The organism is Sorangium sp. So ce124 (genome assembly GCF_051525235.1).
Taxonomy (GTDB): domain Bacteria; phylum Myxococcota_A; class Polyangia; order Polyangiales; family Polyangiaceae; genus Sorangium; species Sorangium atrum.
This window is the reverse complement of the sequence record NZ_CP150312.1, coordinates 10,334,662-10,355,255: the sequence shown is the minus strand read 5'-3', so window position 1 is coordinate 10,355,255 and position 20,594 is coordinate 10,334,662. Positions and strand designations below refer to the sequence as shown.

11 protein-coding genes are annotated in these 20,594 nt (G+C 69.2%); 6 read left to right on the top strand and 5 right to left on the bottom strand.

The window, feature by feature from the left end:
• The first annotated feature begins 244 nt into the window (after positions 1-244).
• The 4 genes from WMF19_RS38950 (at position 245) to WMF19_RS38935 (ending at position 11,837) form a co-directional block, all read left to right on the top strand.
• A complete protein-coding gene (locus WMF19_RS38950; RefSeq protein ID WP_437894991.1) occupies positions 245-2,923 on the top strand; it encodes an O-antigen ligase family protein in 2,679 nt (892 codons plus the stop codon).
• Positions 2,924-2,979: 56 nt separating this feature from the next.
• On the top strand, positions 2,980-4,242 hold the full coding sequence (locus WMF19_RS38945; protein ID WP_437894990.1) for a hypothetical protein: 1,263 nt from the start codon (positions 2,980-2,982) through the stop codon (positions 4,240-4,242).
• A 3,743-nt stretch (positions 4,243-7,985) separates the two neighbouring features.
• A complete protein-coding gene (locus WMF19_RS38940; protein ID WP_437894989.1) occupies positions 7,986-10,274 on the top strand; it encodes a GumC family protein in 2,289 nt (762 codons plus the stop codon).
• A 12-nt stretch (positions 10,275-10,286) separates the two neighbouring features.
• Positions 10,287-11,837 (top strand): hypothetical protein, encoded by a 1,551-nt coding sequence (locus tag WMF19_RS38935; protein WP_437894988.1) that lies wholly within the window; start codon positions 10,287-10,289, stop codon positions 11,835-11,837.
• Positions 11,838-11,877: 40 nt separating this feature from the next.
• Here WMF19_RS38935 and WMF19_RS38930 read toward each other — a convergent pair whose 3' ends face one another.
• The 3 genes from WMF19_RS38930 to WMF19_RS38920 are packed head-to-tail and all read right to left on the bottom strand — an operon-like array spanning position 11,878 to position 15,380.
• A complete protein-coding gene (locus WMF19_RS38930; protein WP_437894986.1) occupies positions 11,878-12,999 on the bottom strand; it encodes a glycosyltransferase family 4 protein in 1,122 nt (373 codons plus the stop codon).
• A gap of 9 nt (positions 13,000-13,008) precedes the next feature.
• Positions 13,009-14,025: an NAD-dependent epimerase/dehydratase family protein gene (locus WMF19_RS38925; protein ID WP_437894985.1), complete on the bottom strand. Its 1,017-nt coding sequence runs from the start codon at positions 14,023-14,025 to the stop codon at positions 13,009-13,011.
• Positions 14,022-15,380, bottom strand: a complete 1,359-nt coding sequence (locus WMF19_RS38920; protein WP_437894984.1) for a glycosyltransferase family 4 protein — start codon at positions 15,378-15,380, stop codon at positions 14,022-14,024. The genes WMF19_RS38925 and WMF19_RS38920 overlap by 4 nt, the downstream gene beginning before the upstream one ends.
• A gap of 1,183 nt (positions 15,381-16,563) precedes the next feature.
• Between WMF19_RS38920 and WMF19_RS38915 the strand changes: the two genes are divergently transcribed.
• Together WMF19_RS38915 and WMF19_RS38910 are read left to right on the top strand one after the other, a co-directional pair.
• Entirely contained in the window at positions 16,564-18,072 is a 1,509-nt protein-coding gene (locus WMF19_RS38915) for a glycosyltransferase family 4 protein (RefSeq protein ID WP_437894983.1), read from the top strand.
• A 57-nt stretch (positions 18,073-18,129) separates the two neighbouring features.
• Complete coding sequence (locus WMF19_RS38910) at positions 18,130-18,876, top strand: class I SAM-dependent methyltransferase (RefSeq protein ID WP_437894982.1); 747 nt, start codon at positions 18,130-18,132, stop codon at positions 18,874-18,876.
• 200 nt (positions 18,877-19,076) lie between these two features.
• Here the strand turns inward: WMF19_RS38910 and WMF19_RS38905 are convergent, their stop codons facing one another.
• Both WMF19_RS38905 and WMF19_RS38900 read right to left on the bottom strand, forming a co-directional pair.
• Entirely contained in the window at positions 19,077-19,541 is a 465-nt protein-coding gene (locus tag WMF19_RS38905) for a serine O-acetyltransferase (protein ID WP_437894981.1), read from the bottom strand.
• Positions 19,542-19,647: 106 nt separating this feature from the next.
• Entirely contained in the window at positions 19,648-20,517 is an 870-nt protein-coding gene (locus WMF19_RS38900; RefSeq protein ID WP_437894980.1) for a class I SAM-dependent methyltransferase, read from the bottom strand.
• Positions 20,518-20,594 lie beyond the last annotated feature (77 nt).

The following is a 20,594-nucleotide window of genomic DNA, read 5'->3' as shown; positions in this document are numbered from 1 at the left end:
AGGCGTGGCTGGGCGCGCGCGGGAGGAGCGCCTCGAGCGACCGCTTCGGGATCGACCGCACCGCGGTGAACGCGAAGGAAGGCCCGTTGATGCGCCGCGGGGCGCGACAGCGCTCCTGGATGGATGCTCGTCATCTCACACTCTCTCGGTCAATCCCGGGAGTGCGCAGGTCGACTCGGTCGACTCGATGGTACCGTGAGCGATCCCGTCCCTCTGCGGCGCAGATCGACTACCCTGTCCGGCCGTGACGACGGACTCCACACGCCCGAAGCTGAGGTCGCCCGCCGAGCTCCGGCGCTCGATGGGCGGCGCGGCGCGGGGCCGCCCAGGAGGCGCCGCACCGCCGCTCGCCGAGCGCGTGATCCCGTGGCTGCTCGGGGCCACCGTCGCCGGGTCCGTGCTCTCCATCGGCGCTGTCCATACGCCGACGCTGGCCGTGGTGTCCGCGGTCGTGGCGATCGCCGCCGCGCTCTCGCTCCGCGCCAGCGCGCTCGGGGGCGAGGCGTCTCACGTGAAGACGCTGCCGGCGCTCACGCTGCTCGGCTTGACCGCGTATACCCTGCTGCAGGCCGTGCCGATGCCGCTCGCGTGGCTCGAGCGGCTCTCGCCGGCGAGCGCCGACATCTGGTCGCGCTCCCTGATGCCGCTCGGCGAGGCGGCGCCGCGGTACGCCAGCGTCTCGCTCGACCCCGGGGCCACGCTGGTCGAGGCCGTGAAATGGTTGACCTATACCGGTGTCTTCATCACGGCCGCGTTCGTCGGCGCGCGGCACGGCGCGAAGCTCGGGATCACCCTGGTCTTCGGCAGCGCGTTCCTCGCCGCGCTCACGACGATCGCCCACGGGCTGCTCGGCGCGACGACCGTCTTCGGCCTGTATCAACCGCGGTTCTCGGTGGCGTCATGGCACGTCGGGCCGCTGCTCAACCCGAACAACCTCGCCGGTTACCTGAACCTCGGCATCCTCTCGGGGGTCGGGCTGCTGCTCACGAGCAGGCCGCACCTGCCGGCCTGGGTCATCGGCGTCGGGCTCACCACGATCGTCGGGGTCGGCATCATCGCGTCGTCTCGCGGAGGGCTGCTGGCGCTGCCGCTCGGCCTCGCCCTCTTCGCGTTGCTCTCGCGGCGGCGGCGCGGCAGGCACCGCGCCGGCGCCCGCGGCCGGGGCGCGGCGGCCTGGCTGCTGAGCGTGGCCATCGGCGGCGGCGCGCTGCTGGCCGCGCTCGCCGCGACGAACCGCACGCTCTCGGAGATGGCGGACGACAACCTCGACAAGCTGTCGCTCTTTCGCTCGACGCTCCCGCTGCTCGCGGATCACTGGCTCCTCGGCATCGGGCGCGGCGCATTCGAGACGGTGTTCCCCGCGTATCGACAGTCGCCAGGGAACATCGTGTTCACGCACGCCGAGAACGTCGTGATCCAGTGGGCGGCCGAGTGGGGCGCTCCGGTCGCGGCGGCCTCGCTCGTCGCGCTCGGCGTCGCGTTTCGCCCGGGGAAGATCGCCCTGCGCGCGAGCACGGCGGCGCTGGGCGCCTGGGTCGGCTGCGCGGTGCTCCTCCTCCAGAACCTGTTCGATCTCGGGCTCGAGGTGCCAGGCGTCAGCATCGCGCTCGCGGCGACCCTGGGCTCGCTCTGGGGTGAGGCCTACGGCGAGCGGCCGCGGCTGGAGGCTCCGGCGGGCGAGCCCGGCCCGGAGCGGTGGCGGCCGTGGCAGGCGGCGGGTTGCGCGGCGGTCTCCGCGCTCGTGCTCGTCTCCCTGATGGTGCGCTTCGGCTGGCGCGACGTCGACCACGACCGCCGATCGCTGCGCGCGCAGAGCGAGGCCGGCGCGGCGAGCGGCGCCGGCTGGCCACGCTTCCGCGAGGAGCTCCGCGCGGCGATCCTCCGCCACCCCGCGGAGCCGTACTTCCCGTTGCTCGGCGCGGTCGCCGCGCTGCGGGGCAGCGGCGAGAGCCCCATCCCATGGCTCCAGCGCACGCTCGAGCGCTCGCGCCGCCACGGGCGCGCTCACCTCCTGCTCGCGGAGGTGCTCGCGTCGCGCGGCGCCAAGGAGCAGGCGCTCCTGAGCCTGCGGCTCGCCGTGGAGGACGACCCCGGCGTGACCGCCACCGCGGCGGGGCTCGCCCGGCAGTGGACCCAGACGTGGGAGGAGCTGCTGCGGGCCGTGCCGGAAGGCAGGGCCGGGGTCGAGGTGCTCGAGCGCATGGCCACCGCGGGCGACCGCCGGGACGAGGTCGACCTGCGCCTGCGCTGCGCTGAGGAGGCGATCGCGCGCGACCGCGCGCGGGTCGGAGCGCACTGGGCCGCCGGCGACGCGCTGCTCGCGATGCTGGAGGCCCCGGGCTCCGCCCGCTGCAGCGGTGACGACGCGCGGAGGGCCGCCTGCGAGCGGGAGATCGAGGCGCACGCTGCGGCGGTGCAGGGGCTCGACGACCGCTCGTTCTTCGCGGTCCAGCTGAGGGCGCGGCTCCTCCTCCTGGGCAAGAAGGGCGCGGAGGCGGAGCAGCTGCTCGCGGGGAGCTGCGAGCGGCTGGACAACCGGGCCGGCTGTCTTCGCCTGCGGGTCGTCGCGGCGGCGCAGATGGCCTCGTCCGAGAGGCTCCTCCCCGCGCTCCGCGAGCTGCTCTCCGCGTCGTGCACCTCGCTCGCGGCGTGCGCGGCGACGTCGACCTGGGCCGGCGACCTGCTCGCGGCGCGCGGGGACTATCCGTCGGCCGTGACCTACTACGCGCGGGCAGCGCAGGACGAGCCCACGGAGGAGCGCCTCCTCAAGCTGGCCGACGCCGCCGGCCGCGCGGGCGCGCACATCGAGGCGTCGAAGGCGCTGGAGCGCCTGCTGCAGCGGCGCGGGGGGCAGGATCCCGCGCTGCGCAAGCGGGTCCTCGACGAGAAGGCGAAGGCGCTGGCGCCCTCGTTTGACCCGTAGGTAGACTGCGCCCCCGTCCACGTGCGCGCGTCCAGTTCCCTCGAGCGAATCGTTCCGTGAAGTTGTCGTCGTTGCTGCGCGCCTTGACGCATGGAGGCACTGGGGTCGCGTTCGCCGTCCTTCTGCCGCGCGCTGCCTCGCTCGCTGCCCAGTGGGTGCTCGCGCTCGTGGCCGGACCGGCAGAGCTCGCCGCCCTCGCCAACTACACGTCCAGAGGGGTGGTCGTCGTGGCGCTGGTCGCCGCCGGCCTCTCGCCAACCCTGGCGCGCAGGGCGCGAGCGATGGCGACCAGGGCCGGGCGCGCGCTCGCGGGCGGCGCGATCGCGCTCATCGCCTTCATCGCCTTCAGTGTCACGCTCGCCCACGAGCTGGGGTCCGGGCTGGGCGTCATGGCGGGGGTGGTCACCGCGTTCTTCAGCGCGTGCTCACTCTTCGCCGCCGCCTCGACGAGCATCTTGCCCATCTCTCAGCTCCAGGGGCGCTTCCTGCAGACGCTCGCGGTGCTCCTCGTCTTCTCGCCCGGCGCCTCCATGGCGGCCGCGCTCGCGGGCAGCCCGGCTGCGGTGTCCGTCGCGGTCGGGTTCGCCGGTGCCACGCCTGCGCTGCTCCTCGTGCGCCCCACCCGGATCCGACGCGCAGCGCGTTACGCGATGCTCGTCGTTCGGCACGCGGTCCCCTATTCGATCGCGAACTTCTCGACGGTCGTCGTCTATCCGCTCTCGCTCAGCGCCAGCCAGCCGCTCATCGGTGATCATCGCACCGGGCAGCAGGTGCTCTACTGGTCGTTCGTCGCCGCCCTCTCGCAGGCGTCGCAGGCGTTCGCCGCACGCGCTGTCGCGGGCACGCTCGGGGCGGGGGGCGAGACGGACTGGCACGCGCGCGCCGTGCGCGCCTGGCTGCCCGCGGCGGCGGCGCTCTCGGTCATCGCCGCGATCCTCTACACGCTCTTCGCTGTCCCGATCTCCTGGCTGCCGTTCTCGGGTGCCGCGCGCGACGCCATGACGCTGACCATGCTGGTCTCGGGGATGGGTCCGCTCATCACCGATTCCATGTGCGTCTACTTCTGCGGTCCGCGGTCGCGCCGCGCGCTCCCGATCGGCAGCGTGCTAAGCAGCGCGAGCCTGGCCGGCCTTCTGCTGCTGGCGCCCGAGCCCTTGGTCCGGCATTTCGGGGTGTTCGGCCCTTCCGTGCTCGTCGGCGTGGCGCGGCTCGCCTTCCTGACCGACGCGCCGGTGCGGCGATACGCGCTCGTCGCGATGCTCCTGCTGGTCTCGGCCTTCGCGCTGGCGTTGACGCTGGGGCGCCCCCTCGGCGTCTAGCGCCGCGCGCAAGGGATCCCGACGAGATCGCCAGACGCGCGGAGCTACGAACGCGCGTCGCGCGCGCGGCATCCCGCGGTGGCGCGATCGGGCGATCGCCGTCGCGCGGGCCCGCGCGACGGCGAGGAGCGCGGCGGCCAGTGCGCCGAGGCCGGCCGTCCAGGAGTCCGTGTGCTGCCCTGGCGCCTCGGAGCAAACGCAGCCACGACCATAAAGGAGCGTGTCGTACGGCACAGCTGCGGAGCCGGCAACGCCGCCGCCAGCTCCACCTCCGGCCCCGCCACCCCCGCCACTACCTCCCTCACCCCCGGCCCCGCCTCCCTCACCCCCGGCCCCGCCAGCCCCAGCGCCTCCTTCGCCTTGTGGCATCCTCACGATCACGCCGTCCGACCCGCGATCCGGGGAGAGCCCCGCGGCAGAGACCGCGCGCACACCGACATAATACTTCGCCCCGTCGAGCAGCGGCAGCCCTCGAATCGAGACCTCGGAGACGTCGCCGACATTCCGCCACGCCGGCGAGTCGATGTAATCGCCCTGGCCGCCCACGACCGCCACCTGATACGCGATGGCCTCCGCGACCTTCGACCATCTCACATGGAGAGTGTCTCTCGTGTTGATCTCGTCGACGTCCTCGCCTGTATCAGAGCTGCTCGGGTCGACATCCCAGACGAACTCGGGCGCTGGCAGGATCTCGTGCCGTAAGTTGTAGAGATAGCCATCTGCGACGCTCACCACGATGTCGTCATTGCCATCGCCGTCCGTGTCCGCGAGGATCGGCGCGCCGACCGGATTGCCGAAGTGATGGGACCAGAGGAGGCGCTTCGAGCACACGTCGACCGCGTAGAGAAAGCCGTTCGTGGAGCCGACCACGACGGTGCTGCCCTCGGAGGCGCGCCCCGTGAGGTTCCGCGAGCTCGCCACGTCGCCGAGCTGACCCATGACGGCGCTCGCCTGACGTGCGGCCTCCTCGTCAGCGAACGCAGCATCGCCGGCGAGGACCACGGAGCTCGCTCGCCCGGCGACGGAGGCGTCGAGCTCAGTGAACGTGAGGCGCGCCGGCATCATGAACGAGCCCTCGACGAGGAGCGACCGGCCCTCACACGCGGCGATCGCACCGTGCGGATACGGCCGGCTGTCCTCCGTGCCCTTCCAGAGAGCAGCCCTGAGGTCGTGCGACAGCGTCCTCGCCGGGAAGCGCCCCCCCTGCAGCGTCATCTCGAGCTGCGAGTCCCCCGATACGTCGGCGAGGATCGGCATGAAATAGGTGAGCGGCTCGCCGCTCTCGCCGAGGGAGCTGCCGTCCCGACCGGAGAGCACCCGGGCGGAGTTGATCGCGAGCGCGACGTCCTGCGCCCCATCTCCGTTCCAGTCCGCGAGCGCGGCCGCCTGGGTCCCGGCCGCCGCGGCGATGCGCTGATTCCAGCGCACCGCGCCGCTCTGCTCGATGGCGAGCACGTCAGTGCGCAGGTCCTGGTCGACCGTGAGCGCGACGAGCTCCGGGGCGCCGTCTCCATCGAGATCGCCATGCAGCACGTCCCACGCAGGCGGCTTCTCCAGCGAAACCTCGCGCGTCTGCGCGCCGCTGGCGTCGAGCATCGCGACCGAGTACCTCGCCGGATCGGTGAGCGGGTGCCGCCGCCTGAAGCACGCGAGGGTCGCCGGCGCGTTGCCATCGGAGGGCGCGATGGAGGCGCCGAACGCGTCCATCACGCGCCATGCGGCCTTGGCGGGCGCGACATTGCTCGCCCCCTCGGACGCGATCCGGATGAGGTCACTCCGGCTGTCGACCACGACGACGCTGGCCGCCGTGTCGCCGGGAGAGAGCTTCGCTGCGAGCGGAGCGCGGCCGAAGTCGACGTAGGCGCCCGGACCGGTGCTGTAACCGCCGACGCGCGCCCCGGGCAGGAGATCGCGCCCCTCCTGCACCAGGTTCGTGGGCGCGAGCGACGCGTCTAGCAGCGTGAGAAACCCGTCATCGCGGGAGATGACGAGCCGCGGAAAAGCCGGAGACGTCGCCGCCACCGTGTCGAGCGCCGCGATATCGACGCCAGGCTCGACGGGGTATGCCGCGGCCGGCGAGACCCCGCCCTCGAGCATCTCATAGGCGGTGAGGGCTACCGGCTCCGAGGTCGCCTCGAGCACGAGCTCGCCGCGCCCGTCGCCGGTGAGATCCGGGGTGACAAGCGACCAGATATGGCCCGTCCTGCGCGACCTCGACCAGTCCATCCGCGTGCGTATCCGCTCTCCGTCGAGCGACCAGAGCTGCTCGACCCGCTCGGCTCGCCCGCGGCTGAACCGGAAGGCAGACACGCGCGCCTCGCGCGACGTGAGGATCCACTGCTCGGAGCCGGAGCCTCCCGGGATCGCGCCTCGCGCCATCTCGTCGGGGATGGCGGCGAGCTCGTCGCCCGTGGCTGCGTCGAGCACGATGGAGGTCCACGAGCCCCCCGCGCTGCCGCTCACCAGCACCTCGAGCGCGCCATCGCCGTCGAGATCCCACGCGAGCTGCGTCGGAGCGCGGGCGTCGCCGCCGTCCTTCGGCGCGAGGGTCTTGCGCCACACGACGGCGAGCGAGGGGCTCTCGCCCGGTCTGTACGCGAGCAGCGTGACCTCGCGCGCGCCCTGCTGGCCGACGACGCGGTTCTGAAAGCAGAGCGCGTGCTGCCGCGGCGTGGACGGGTCGCCCAGGGTCACGGCCTCGCAGACCGAGCCGCCGAGGTACGCGCCGATGCTCGCCGACTCTGCGAACACGGTCCCCGTTCCCGAGACGAAGAAGAACCGATCATGAGAGGGGACCAGGAGGTCCGATGTCCCGTCGCCATCCCAGTCGCCCACCGTGTTGGCCGTGGCGCTGCAGTGCGAGCGCCGCGGAGGAGCGGACAACCGGTCAACGGCATCGAACCCGCGCGCGAAGCTGTAGATCACGCCGGGGCTGTCCGTGCGAACGGAGCAGCAGCCGCACTCGTCGAGGAAGAGATCGAGGTGGCCGTCGCCGTCGAGATCGGCCAGGCGTGCGGCCCCGAGCGTCCCGAGCTCCGAGGCGTCCTCGCGCCAGAGGATGGCCCCGCTTTCGCCGGCGACGACCGCCGCCCCGGCGCCGCTCAGCACGACCGCTTCGAGCGACCCGTCGCCGTCGAGATCATCGAGGGCGTGCAGCGTCTGAAAGCCCATGGAGGGAGTGCTCCAGCGGATGAAGCCCTGCGGATCGGACAGCACCACGCGGCCGCTAGACACGAAGAGCAGGTCGACCTCGCCGTCCTGGTTCGCGTCGCCAGCGAGCACCTTGCCCGTCGAGAGCACGCCGCCGAGGTATGCCCGCCAATAGGGCGCCGGCTTCACGATATTGCTCGTGGACGACGTGGCGCCCGTGCGCTGCGGATCGTGACGGGCAGAAGCCCAGTCGCCGGCGGCGAAGGCGCCGTCGAGCAGGAGCGCGGAACAAACGGCGCTCGCCACCGCGCGGCGCATCAACAAGGAGAATCGTTCCATGCGGTTCTTCCCGACGCGCGCCGCTGCCAGCCGCGCGGCGGCATTGTACGCGATCACCACGGAGGTAGCACCGCGCACACCCGGCTGCACCCGGCCGCGCCATGGCCATCATTGTAAGCCATCATCCAGCCCGCGCACACCACGCCACATCGGCCCCTCATTCCGCGCGCAAGCTTGAAAGTTTGTGGCTCGGGGAGCACCTTAGCCCTCCGCCGGACCCCTAGCTGGATGGTAGCGCCTCGAGCGCATGACTTATGGCTGACGAATTCAGAGCCCCTCCCACGACCGCGGCCCGCCACGATGCTCCAGACGAGCACACCATCGACCTCGTCGCCGCCTGGCGGACGGTCAGCAAGCACTGGGCCGTCGCACTGACGACCCTGCTCTTCGTCGCCCTCAGCGTCACGTTCTACACGCTCGGACAGAAGAAGATCTACCAGTCGACGGCGACATTGCAGTTCGATCCGAACCCCCCCCGCCCGCTCGGCCGGGGCGTCGATACCGTCGTCGACATGGGCTCGGGCTCGTACTGGAACAACCGCGAGTACTACGAGACCCAGTACAAGGTCATGCGGTCGATGCGGGTGGCGCTGGCAGTCGTCGCCCAGCTCAATCTTCAGAACGACGCGCACTTCCTCAATGATCTGCCGAGGGACGCCGCCGCCCCCGCGCCGATGAGCGTGAGCCCGGAGGAGGCCGCCGAGCTGGTCCGCGAGCGGCTCGCGGTCGAGCCGGTGAAAGACAGCCGCCTCGCCATCGTCCGCTACAACGACGCAGATCGCGAGCGGGCGCAGCGGATCCTTTCCATGCTGATGGACGTCTACATCGAGCAGAACCTCGATGACGCGCTCACCTCGACGAACTCGGCGGTCGACTGGCTCCGGACGCAGCTCGACAAGCTGAAGAACGATCTCGAGACGAGCGAGACGTCGCTCTATGAGTACAAGAAGAGCAACAACATCCTCGACATCGATTTCGAGGACAAGACCAACCTGCTTCGCGAGGAGATGAAGCAGATCAACGACGCCCTCACGACCGTGCGCACGCGGCGCGAGGAGTTCGCCGCGCGCACCCACGAGCTGTCGCAGGTCGACCCGAACAACCCGCTCGATCTCCCCGCCTCCGAGCTCATCCAGAGCCCGCTTCTCCAGATGCTGCGCGCTCGCCATGAGGAGTTCGTCCGTGAACGCGACGCGCTCGTCGGCTCCGGCAAGGGCGAGAACCACCCGGAGGTACGCGCTGCGATTGAGCGGGTGGCCGCCAACAAGAGCGCGCTGATCGCCGAGATCAAGAATGTTCAGGGCGCCGTGAGCCGCGATCTCGCCATCGTGAAGCGCCAGGAGACAGGCCTCGCGGGGCTGCTCGATGGCGCCAAGAAGCAGGCCTTCGAGCTGAACTCCCTCAAGATCGAGTACGACCGGCTCCGCAGGACGAAGGAGAACACGGAGAAGCTCTACCAGCTCGTCCTGGAGCGCACGAAGGAGAGCGATCTGCAGCGGATGATGCGGGTGAACAACATCCGCGTCCTCGACAGGCCGAACCTCCCGCTCATGGCGATCCGGCCCCGCGTCCCGGTCAACATCGCGATCGGGATCCTCGCCGGGCTGCTCCTCGGGATCGGTGCGGCGATGGCGCGGGCGATGCTCGATCGCACCCTGACGACGCCAGACGAGGTCGAGCGGGAGCTCGGCCTGCCCTTCCTGGGCCTGCTCCCGGAGTTCGACCGGCGGGACAGAGGCGAAGCCCTCCCCCGCCGGGCGCGCCGCCGGGGCAAGCTCGCAGTCCAGCTGGGCCGGCCCGAGTTCATCGTCCATGATCAGCCGAAGAGCGGGATCGCCGAGGCGGCCCGGGCGATCCGGACGAACCTGCTCTTCATGTCGCCTGACCAACCCTACAAGACGCTCCTCATCGCGAGCGCCGGCCCCGCCGAGGGCAAAACAACGGTGTGCTGCTGCATCGCCGTCGCCATGGCGCAGGCCGGGCAGCGGGTCGTCCTCATCGATTGCGACCTTCGCAGGCCGCGCCTCCACACCATCTTCGACAAGGGACCGGAGCTCGGCGTGACGAGCGCGCTGCTCGACGACTCCGTGGTGGACGACGAGAGCGCGCTCAGGACCGAGGTGGAGAACCTGTATGTCATCCCCGCCGGCCCCATTCCGCCGAACCCGGCGGAGCTCCTGCACAGCGATCGCTTCAGGGCGCTGCTCCGCAAGCTTCAGGGTCGCTTCGACCGGGTGATCATCGACAGCCCGCCCATCGGCGCCGTCACCGACGGCGCCGTGCTGTCGACGCTGGTGGACGGCACCCTTCTCGTCGTGCGGGCCTCGGCCACGACGCGCGACTTCGCGCGCCACGGGATCCGGGCGGTGCTCGACGTCGGCGGCAAGACCGTGGGCGTCGTGCTGAACGCCGCCGACCTGAACCGCCGGGAGTATGGCACATACCGCTACTACGGCGACAAGAAGGACGGCTACTACCGGGCGACCGCCGAGCACGCACCACCCGACGACGCGGATGCCCCACCGCCTTCCCTGCCGAACTGAGGAGCACCGCCGTTGGTCCCCATCAGGCTTCCCCGTGCGAGCGGTGCCCGGCGCATCCGCGTCGCGGCGCCCACGAGGACGCGCGCACCCCTCGGGCGGCTCGCCGCGACGATCCTCGTCGCGACGCTGGCGACCACCGGTCCGGTCCTCGAGGGCGCGCTGGGAGATGGGCGCGGGTGGACGATCGGCCTGCTCGTGCTGCTGCTCGCCCCGTCGCTCGCCCGCGCCGGCGGCCCTCGTTTCCATCCGCTGGATCCCGAGACGTACGTTCCGGCCACATACTTCCTCAGCGTCGCTTATTCACCCATCCTGGACCTGTTGACGTCCCGCGGGTTCTACCTGCCGAGCCGCGCGGTGGCGGCGATGGAGGCGGCCTACGCCGGCGCAGTCGGATGCGCCCTCGCGTGCACCGCGCTCAGCCGTGTCCAGGAGAGCCCCAACACGGAGCGCCTGGTCCCCATGCGCAGGCCCAGGGCGATGCTGGACGAGGACTGGGGGACGATCGCTGTCGGCGTGCTCGGGCTCGGGCTCATCGCCGTTTGGATCGCCTCGATCGGCGTCGAGCGTTTCTTCACGACCAGCTATGCCGACAACCACCTCCTGGAGGACGGCAAGGGGGTGCTGACCGCGGGCTGGCACCTGGTCCGGCTCGCTATGGTGTACTGCTGCCTGCGGATCGCGTCGGCCCGCAAGGCCGGCGTGCCCGTCCCGACGATGGTCACCCTTGCCGGCCTGTCGTTCTTCGCGAGCTTCCTCCTCAATACGGTCATCGGCCGACGAGGCCCCCTCGTCTGGGCTCTGCTCTGCATGGCGCTCAGCCTGCACGTCTATGGCATTCAGATTCGACGCCTTTGGCTGGTCCTCGGCATGGTGGGCATCGTCTTTTATGGCCTCTTCATGGAAGGCGCCCGGCTCGCGACGGGCAGCGGGGTCGCCGCACAGCTCGAGTCGGCGACCGCGTACCTCGATAGCATCAACAGCCCCTTCGAGATCCGGGAGCTCCAAATCGTCTACAGCAACCTCGTCACGATCGTGAACGACAGGCCTCCTCTCATCACCTACGCTGGTGAGAGCTGGGTCAACGCGTTCCTCATCCTAATACCCAAGCCGCTCTGGGACGGGCGGCCGCTCAGCCTGGCGCAGCGCTACGCGATGTGGATGGATCCCGAGTTCGCGCGCCGCGGCGGCGGCTTCGCGATGAACGCTACCGCGGAAGGGTTCTTGAATTCCGGCCTCGTCGGCACCGCCGTCGAGATCGCGGTGTTCAGCGGGCTCTTCTTCATGCTGCCGCTCACCTTGTCGGCCTCGCGCAACACGACGCTGTTCATCCGTGCCTCCGCGGTGTGCCTCGCCTCGTTTGCATACAACCAGTTCCGGGGCGAGCTCACCTCGCTGCTCAAGATCGCGCTCTCGATAGGGCTCGCGATGCTCGCGGGCGTCGTGCTCACGACGTGCGCCAGGTACTCCCGCCGGGCGCTTGCCGCCATGCGCCCGTGGAGCCACAGACCGGCGCGGAGCCCGCGCGTCTTACGGCTCAGTCAGCCGCCAGCGCAGAACCGATAGCCAGAGCCGATGGGGCTTACGACGTGGGACGGCAGCGTGGTCAGGACCCAGCAGCAGGGACCAGCTGTGCATAGAGCGCCGCGTACTCCGCCATCACCTTCCTGGTCGCGTAGCGGCGCACGGTGTGCACGCGCGCAGCCTCGCCGAGGCGCCTCCGCAGCGACGGGTCATCACGCAGCGAGAGCAACGCATCCCGCAGCGCAGCCTCGTTGCCCGGCGGCACCGCAATGGCGACACGCCCCTCGTCGCCTTCGATGACCTCGGGCACGGCGCCGACCGGCGTGACGACGCACGGCAGCCCGCTCGCCATGGCCTCGAGCAGCGCGTTCGGCAACCCCTCGCCGTGGCTCGGCAGGCAGAAGATATCTGTGCCGCGGTACACCGCGGGCATCGCGTCCGCCGGCTGTTCGCCGAGCAGCTCCAGGCGCCCCTGCCGCGTGAGCTCCCCGAGCGCTCGATCAAGCTGCCTCTCGTGATCCGCGTCAGACCCGTAGCCGCGCTTCCCTGCGATCATGAGCGTCAGGCCCTCGACGGCCAGCAGCGCCCGTGCGAGCTCGAGGACGCCCTTCTGCGACGTGACCAGGCCCGCGAAGAGCACCCGCGGCGGCGCGGCGCCTTCCGCGCGCGGCGCCGGTGCGGGGCAGTAGCGCTCCGTGTCGACGGGGTTCGGGACGCGGACCACCCGGCGCCCCGGGAGCAGGTCCTGCATGTAGGCCTGCAGCTCCTTCGAGAGCGTGAGGATGGCCGCCGCGCGGCCGAGCACGGCGCGCACGGCCTGCCGGGTGGGCCAGGGCAAGGCGCGATGCCAGCGGATGATCTGCGGAGAAAGCCGGATGTGGAGCACGGTCGGCACGCCCGCGCGACGGCACATCTCGATCGCGATGCCCTCGCGGGCCGTCGCCCAGAACAGGGTGGTGCACAGGTGGACGACGTCCGGCCGGCGCCGCGCGAGGAGCTGGCGGAGCTCGCCCAGGGCATCGGCCGCGCGGAGCACGCGCGCGAATCTGAACCGGCTCGTCGTCTCGATGCCCGAGCTTCGGGGTGAGGTGTCGACGGCGTCGGCCTCGATGCCTGCGGCTGGCGCCGCAGCGAGATAATTCTGCATCCATCGCGCGATTCCGCCATCCGGCGGTGGAATCGGTCCCCAGAGCGCTACGCGCACCGGTGCGCCTCAGAATCGCGCATCCGAGACGATCCGCGCCCAGTTGGCGCGGAACCATGCCACGTTGGCCGCGAGACCATCGTGCAGGTTCGTCCGCGCCTCGAAGCCGAGGACGCGCGCGGCCTTCTCGGTCGACGCCTGGCGACGGCGCTGCGTGTCCCACGAGCGGCGCCCGACGACGCGCACGCCAGCGCGGCTGCCGACCATCTCATTGATGTTCTGCGCGAGGTCGATGATGCGGGTCTCCCGGCTGGACGCCAGGTTGAACGCCTCGCCGGAGGCTGCAGGCACCACGCCCGACCGGAGCAGCCCGTCGACGATGTCGCCCACATAGGTGAAGGAGCGCGTCTCTTCTCCCGTGCCGGTGATCGGGAGCGGCTCGCCGCGCATCGCCCAGTAGATGAAGTTGGGGATGACATTACGGTAGCTGCCCGGCACCTCGCCCGGGCCGTAGGAGTTGAAGAGGCGGGCTCGCACGGTGCTGAGCTTCTTGTGGCCGGTGAAGTAGTTGCAGTAGAGCTCGCCCATCAGCTTGGTGGCCTGATACGGCGTGTGCACGTCAAGCGAGACATAATCCTCGGGGACCGGCCTAGGCGGGTCGCTGCCGTACGCCGCGCAACCGGAGGAGCAGAAGACCACGCGGTCGACCCTGCTCCGCTCCGCGTGCTGCAGCACGCGCAGCGTCCCGAGGCCATTCACCTCGAGATCCCGCTCCGGGTTGTCCACCGAGTTCTGGTTCGCGAAAAGCGCGGCGAGATGGAAGACGTAGGAGGGCTTCTCCCGGAACACCTCCGCGAGCACATCGTCGTTGACGACGCTCCCCTCCACGAAGCGCACATTGGTCCGCTGCGGCAGGCACCACCGGTACGCGGAGGAGAGGTCGTCGACGACGATCACCTCTGCGCCTTCGTCGGCGAGGGCCGCCGTGAGCGTGCTCCCGATGGCACCCGCGCCCCCGGTGACGATCACCAGACGGTCCTTGTAACCCTGCCTGATGGTCTCCTGCCTCTCTGTACCTTCGCTCATGAGATGACTCCTTCTGCGGTGCGCGGAGGGGAATCGCACGCACATGGGCCCCTCGCAACTGTCCCTTCGCGTACCGAAACCTGCTTTCGACTTGCGTCCACTTCTCCGCTCGCATGGCGCTGGCCTGTTGCGCTCGCCGTCATCGCGCCGCGCGCGAAGACTTCCTCGTACCGGGTTATCAGCGAATCGCGGGTGAACCAGGTGAGAAAAAACCTGCGCCCGGTCTCGCCCATGGCGCGCCGGGCCTCTGGAGCCATACCGTGTAGCTGACGTATGGCCGCCGCGAGCGCCAGCGGATCCCCGGGCTCGCACGCGAGACCCGCCCCGCTGTCCCGGACCAGGTCCGCCGGATCTCCGCCCGCTCCGACCAGCACTGGCCGCCCCGCAGCCATGTAGGCCGGAATCTTGGAGGGGATCGTCATTTCGAAGCATGGATCCCTCCGCAGATGTGCGAGGAGCACGTCGGCCATCGCGAAGAAGTAAGGCATGCGCTCGTGCGGCTGCTGACCGATGAAAACGACGTTCGGGAGCGCGCGATCCGCGGCCTCGCGCCGGAGCCGGGGCGCGTCGACTCCCTCCCCCACGAACACGATGCGTATGTCAGCGAGATCGCGCAGAAGGTCGGCCGCGGCAAGAACGCTGGAGAGGGCCTGGGCGGCACCCATGTTGCCCGCGAACAGAACCACGAACTTTCCCGACAGCCCGTGCTCCTCGGCGAGTTGCGGATCGGGCTCCATAGGTCGGTAGATCCGATCGTCTGCCCAGTTCGGGATCAGGTGCACCTTGTTGGGAGAGACGCCTTTGCGCACGAGCTCCCGCTTGAGGCCCGGGCTGATGACCGTGATGGCCGCAGACCGGTCGTAGATGGCTGAGGTCAGGCGATCGATGCCGGAGAGCACGAGGCGGTTGTTCAGCATGCCCGAGGCCGCCGCCGTCTCCGGCCACATGTCCTGGACCTCGTAGATCATGGGGATCCCACGCAGCGCGGTGAGCCAGGCGGCCGCCAGCCCGAGGCTGGGCGGGGGATTGTGGACCCAGGCGACGTCCGCCGGCCCGGAGAGCACCGGGCCGAGCAGCGCGGTCGATGCAGCGAAGCTCGCGTAGTTGAGGGTCCGCAACACCCGCGAACGGCTGTGGTCGGGATAGATGGGGAGGCGGATCACCTTCACGCCGCCCGTGCGCTCCACGTCCCAGAGGCGCTGCCGGTACCCGGGATAGATACGACCCTGAGGGTAGCTCGGGAACGCACAGATCGATGCCACCTCATGTCCGCGCTCCACCAGCGCTTCCGCGAGCAGGTGGGGGCGAGCCACCGGCTCGGGGGCGTACCACTGGGATAGCAGCAGGATTCTCACCGTGACCCTCTGGTGCGTCGGCGCGCGCTGGCATTCATCCGAAACGCGCGCGAGCGTTCAAACGCGCGCGAGCGTTCATTCGCCGAGCCCCAAGCCCGCAGGAGCCTGCAGTATCAAGGACTTCGGGCCTTCCGCGGGGGCGCGCAGCTCCTCGCATAGGGAAATGCTCACCCCTGCGAAGCCTCCAGCCTCACTAGAAAAATTAAGCTCGACCGCAGTAGGGCTTGGCATCTCAGCAAGGAGCGTCCTTTACCATCCGTTCGAGATGCGACGCAAGGATGGATCGACGATCGTCCTCAACGGCGTGCGCAGATCCGCGCTGTGAGGTAACCTCCCAACAAGGGGGGCGGGCGAGTCCTTCAGGAGATCTCTGGCGGCCCGGCAGCGCTTGGAGCGCCAAACAGCCGGCCGCGCTCCGCGATGATTACAGATGAGTTCGCTGACAGGGCACAGAATGCAGAATCTGAGCGAAGATCAGCAACGGGCACGACGTCACCGAGCCTCAGTTTCGACTTGACAGCATGATCGTTTCTGCGCTGCAAAGCCTGTGCCCCAGCAGTGCATTCACGGCGCGGCGCCTCCGACGCCGAAGTACATCCACCGCCACGGTGGCCTGCACCGGAGTGCTGCGTTACGAGGCATCTCGACGATGCGCGAATCGGCGCGTCGACAACATCATGGACATAGAGAGGAGAAAGCACGCCCCGAGGCCGAGCCAACGAATCTCTCGCCCCGACGCACCATACGTCGGAGCCAGGGTGGCAACACCCGCTCCGCGGTAGAGGCTTTTGCTTTGCTGGCTGTCAGCCCATAGGAGGACCTTGACTTCCAAATCGCGTCCGTAGTATCATGGGCCAGCGGCCCTGGCGTTGGGGATTTTCGACGCTCAGACGCACTGCTTTTGCCAATCCTCCCGCCGGCTGGTCCCACTGTACTGACTTGGTGTATTATAGCGGGGCGCGTCTTCGTGTGATACGGGCTCATCCGCGTCGTTCGGCTCGCTGCGGCGTACTTTCATACGCCTCACTCGCCTGCCTAGCGGCTGAGCCCGTATCACACGAACCTGCACCCCGCTATAGGGGCGGAGCGCACCGACGAAGGATTGTCATCCATGACAACGAGCTACGAAATCGGCGCTCGGCGCCGCACCGTCAAGGTGCGAAGCTCACAGAGAGGATGAGCGATGGTAAGCACGCTCACCGCAGTCATCCTTGCGCTGATCCTCTCCTGGGCGGCAACGCCGCTGGTGCGCCGGCTGGCCTTCGTCGTCGGGGCGGTGGACAAGCCGACCGCGAGGCGCGTGCACACGCGCAGCATACCGCGCCTCGGTGGGCTCGCGATCGTGGCCGGCTTCATATTGCCGCTCTTCATTCTCGTGGCGCTGCAGACGCAGATCGCGGTCATGTGGTTCTCCCAGGGCTCGCTGGTGGTGGGCTTGCTGGCTGGCGGGCTGACGATCGCGGCGGCTGGCGCCTGGGATGACATCCAGGGGATGCGAGCGCAGCACAAGCTGCTTGTGCAGGTCCTCGCCGCTTCGGCCGCGTGGGGCTTCGGGCTCCGCGTCGAGAGCGTGACGCTACCGTACTTCGGGCATGTGTCCTTCCATCCTTATTCATTCCTGGTGACGATTCCGTGGTTTGTCGGGATCATCAACGCGGTCAACCTGATCGACGGGCTCGACGGGCTCGCGGCAGGCGTGGGCTTCTTCGCTTGCGTCGCCAACTTCATCATCGCATACCTCGGCGGGTACCCGGGGAACCTGGTCATCTGCCTGCTCGCCGCGACGCTCGCGGGCGCGATCGTCGGGTTCCTGTTCCACAACTTCCACCCCGCGACCATCTTCATGGGCGACACCGGGAGCATGTTCCTCGGCTTCATGCTCGCGGCGATCCCGCTCGTCGGCGTGGGCACGACCAAGGGCGGGACCGCGCTCGCGATCCTGGTGCCCCTGCTCGCCCTGGGCCTGCCGATCTTCGACATGATCTCGGCGATGGTGCGGCGATTTCTAGCCCGGCGGTCGATCTTCTCGGCGGACCGCTCGCACATCCATCACAAGCTGCTCGACAAGGGCCACTCGCACCGCGGCGCGGTGCTCATCCTGTATGGGTTGAGCCTCCTGTTCACCGTGGTCTCGCTCGTGGCCTACGTCGGCCGCTCGCACGAGATCGGCCTCGCGCTCGTGGGGAGCAGCGCGGTGCTCTTCATTGTGGTGCGCGCGGCGGGCTCCATGCCCATATTCGGCGCACGAGCGCGCGACGCGCGGTACCAGCGCGACGCCACCGTGGAGGCGCTGCGCCACGCCGTGCCGAGGGTGCTGGTCGAGCTGGAGACGACGAGCGGAACGGAGAAGCTCCGCGGGGTGCTCGAGCGCCTGGCGGTGGAGGCGCAGCTCATGGCGGTCGAGGCAAGCTCCACCGGCGCCAACGGGAGCGCGCGCGTGAGACCGTGGCGCTGGACGCAGGACACGGCCACCCCGCAGCAACTCCGCGAGGCAGTCGTCGCGACGTTCCTGATCGACCTGACCGGTGAGCTCGTCGAGCTTCGCTTCCGCTGGGACAGTGAGGATGGCACGGTCCATCCGCAGGCGGACATGCTGCTGCAGCTCGTCGCAGACGCCACCGAGCGCCTGCTGCGCGGGCCGCATGCGCGCCCGCTGAAGCCGCGCGCGCAAGAGCACCTGTCGGTCGTGTGATGGCCTTCGCCGCGCAGCAGACTTGCTGGCGCTGCGCAACGTGACCGAGGAGACATCGTGGAGATTGCCCGCAGGATCGTCGAATTCAACCTCAAGACGAACGAGCTATTTTACCGCTTCACAGATCGCGAGCATTACTGGAAAGTCTACCAGGGCATGGTGGATGAGGCGGTAACGCCAGCGAAGGATATTATTCATCTTGGCTGCGGGCCGCTCTGGTTCGGCAAGGTGGCGACGGTGCCGTTGGACGGCAAGACGATCTATGCCGTCGATCCGGACGAGCGAGCGCTCGCCCGCAACCCATCTCCGCACCGCATCTGCGCGTTCGGCGAGTCCATTCCGTTGCCAGACGGCTGCGTGGAGGTGATCGCCGCGGATCATCTGCTCGAGCATCTGGCGAATCCGGAGGCCGTGCTGCACGAGGCGCACCGCCTGCTACGTCCGGGCGGCCGGTTCTTGTTTACCGCGCCGAACCTGCTCTCCTACACGGGGCTGGCGACCCATCTGACGCCGTACTGGTTCCACACGTATTACCTGGGGCTGCTGCGCGCGATGAAGGGTCGCAGCGATATCCTAGCGTACCCGACCTATTTCCGCATGAACACGCTGTGGGCCGTGGAGCGCATCGCGAGGGCGACGGGCTTTCGTGTGGAGAAGATCCACACGGGGGTGGATCACCCGACGTACACCGTGCTGTTCCCCGTGCTGCACCAGGCGGTGATCGCGCTTCACGTCTTGCTCGAGAAGGTCGAGTCGCTCGCCCCGTTCCGCATCACGCTCACCGGCTGCCTCGTCCGCGAGTAGGCGCGGCCTGGCCGGGCCGCGCGCCGCGCGCGGCCCGGCCAGCGAGCGCGGGCAGGGCACGGCGGCGGCTCGCGCGATGGTCCGGGCCGCGCGCGGCGGCCACCAGCTCGCGCCTGGCGCGACATACCCATCGCCGCCCGTGGGGACCGGAGCTGCGAGGCGCCAGGACCGCGCGTTCAGATCCCCGCGCGCCGCCCGGCTCATAGCTCGTAGTACTTCAGCATACGCCCAGACGCGATGATCCTGAACGGGTTGCCCGCAACCACCGTGTTCGATGGAACATCCTTGTTCACGACGCTGTTGGCTCCGATGATCACGTTGTCGCCAACCGTGATGTCACCGATGACGACGCTCCCGGCCCCGATGTACACGTCATTTCCAATCCGCGGGGCCCTCTTGCGCCCGAAATTTTTGCCTATAGTGACGTTCTGGCCGACGATGCAGTTATCGCCGATGACCGCGTCGGGGTGGATCACCACCCCGAGCCCCCAGTAGCCCAGGCGAAAATTCTCTCCGATCGTGGCCGAAGACGGGACAAACGCCGCGAACGCGAACCTGTTCAGCCACGTGATGGACATGGCGACCGAGGGCATCTTCCTCTGATGGAAGAAGTTCCCTATCCGGTACAACAGCACGGGAGGATTCTTTACTGATTTGAGGTTCATGGCTTCGACGAACTTGCCCTGGCGTTGCTCGTAGAATCCTTCGGCGGTCGATTCGACGGACCCGCGCAGCCTGCCGACGCGAGAGCTCCCCCGAGGGACCTCGGCATCAGGTCCTCTCGGCAGCGCAGAAGATGTACGGGGATGTGACAGGGTTCGGGCGGAACGCCAAGCCGTGCGCGTCGAGCGCCCAGACGATGCCAGCCGCCGCAGAGGCCGCTCCCAACGCCGGCAGACGGAGCCAGCGCGGCCCGATGCCGCCCACCCCGAAGAGGCTGACGTCGAGCGGAAGGATGTACTCGCTCCACAGTACATTGAGCCCTGCGTCGCGGTGGGCCTGGGTCAACGCCTCACGGTTGAGCGGGACATGGACGTCGTAGTTGGGCCTGTTGGTCACCTTGGCCACCCACCCGACGAGGCCGCACATGTTGGGAATCTCCGTGACCATGCGTCCGCCTGGGCGCAGGTAGCGCGCGCATGCGCGAAGGCATGCCGCTGTGTCCTCGAAGTGCTCGACCACGCCGAGCGATACGACCGCGTCGAAGGCGCCCACCAAGCGCTCCGGCGGGTCGAACAGGTCGGCGTACACGATCTCTCCCGGGATGCCGGCGCGCGCGAGGATGTCCCGCTCCTGATTGCAGCCAATCTCGGTGTAATCGATCCCCGTGATATGAAACCCAAACTCGCGGGCGAAGTAAGGGAGCCAGGCGGAGCGACCGCAACCAACCTCCAGCAGGCGTTTTCCCCTCGTAACCGTGCCCTCGAACGCGCGAACGAACTCACGATGAAAAGTCTGGAGCACGTATTGCCTGAGCCCAGGCGCGCGCGGATTCACCGGCTTCGGAAGCGACCGGTTCGACCACATTTGATTCCAATGCGCTCTTCCTGCCTTGTCTCCGGCCGACATCGCCACGTCGTTCATCGCGTCCTCGCTAGGCAGGCCGCCGGCATAGACGGGTGCCTGGCGGAAAGAAACCACGATTTCCCACATCGGTCCAGGGCAAAAACGCGCGGCGTTTTGGGCCCGCACCGGCCGCGCGCCACGTCCGGCTCGGC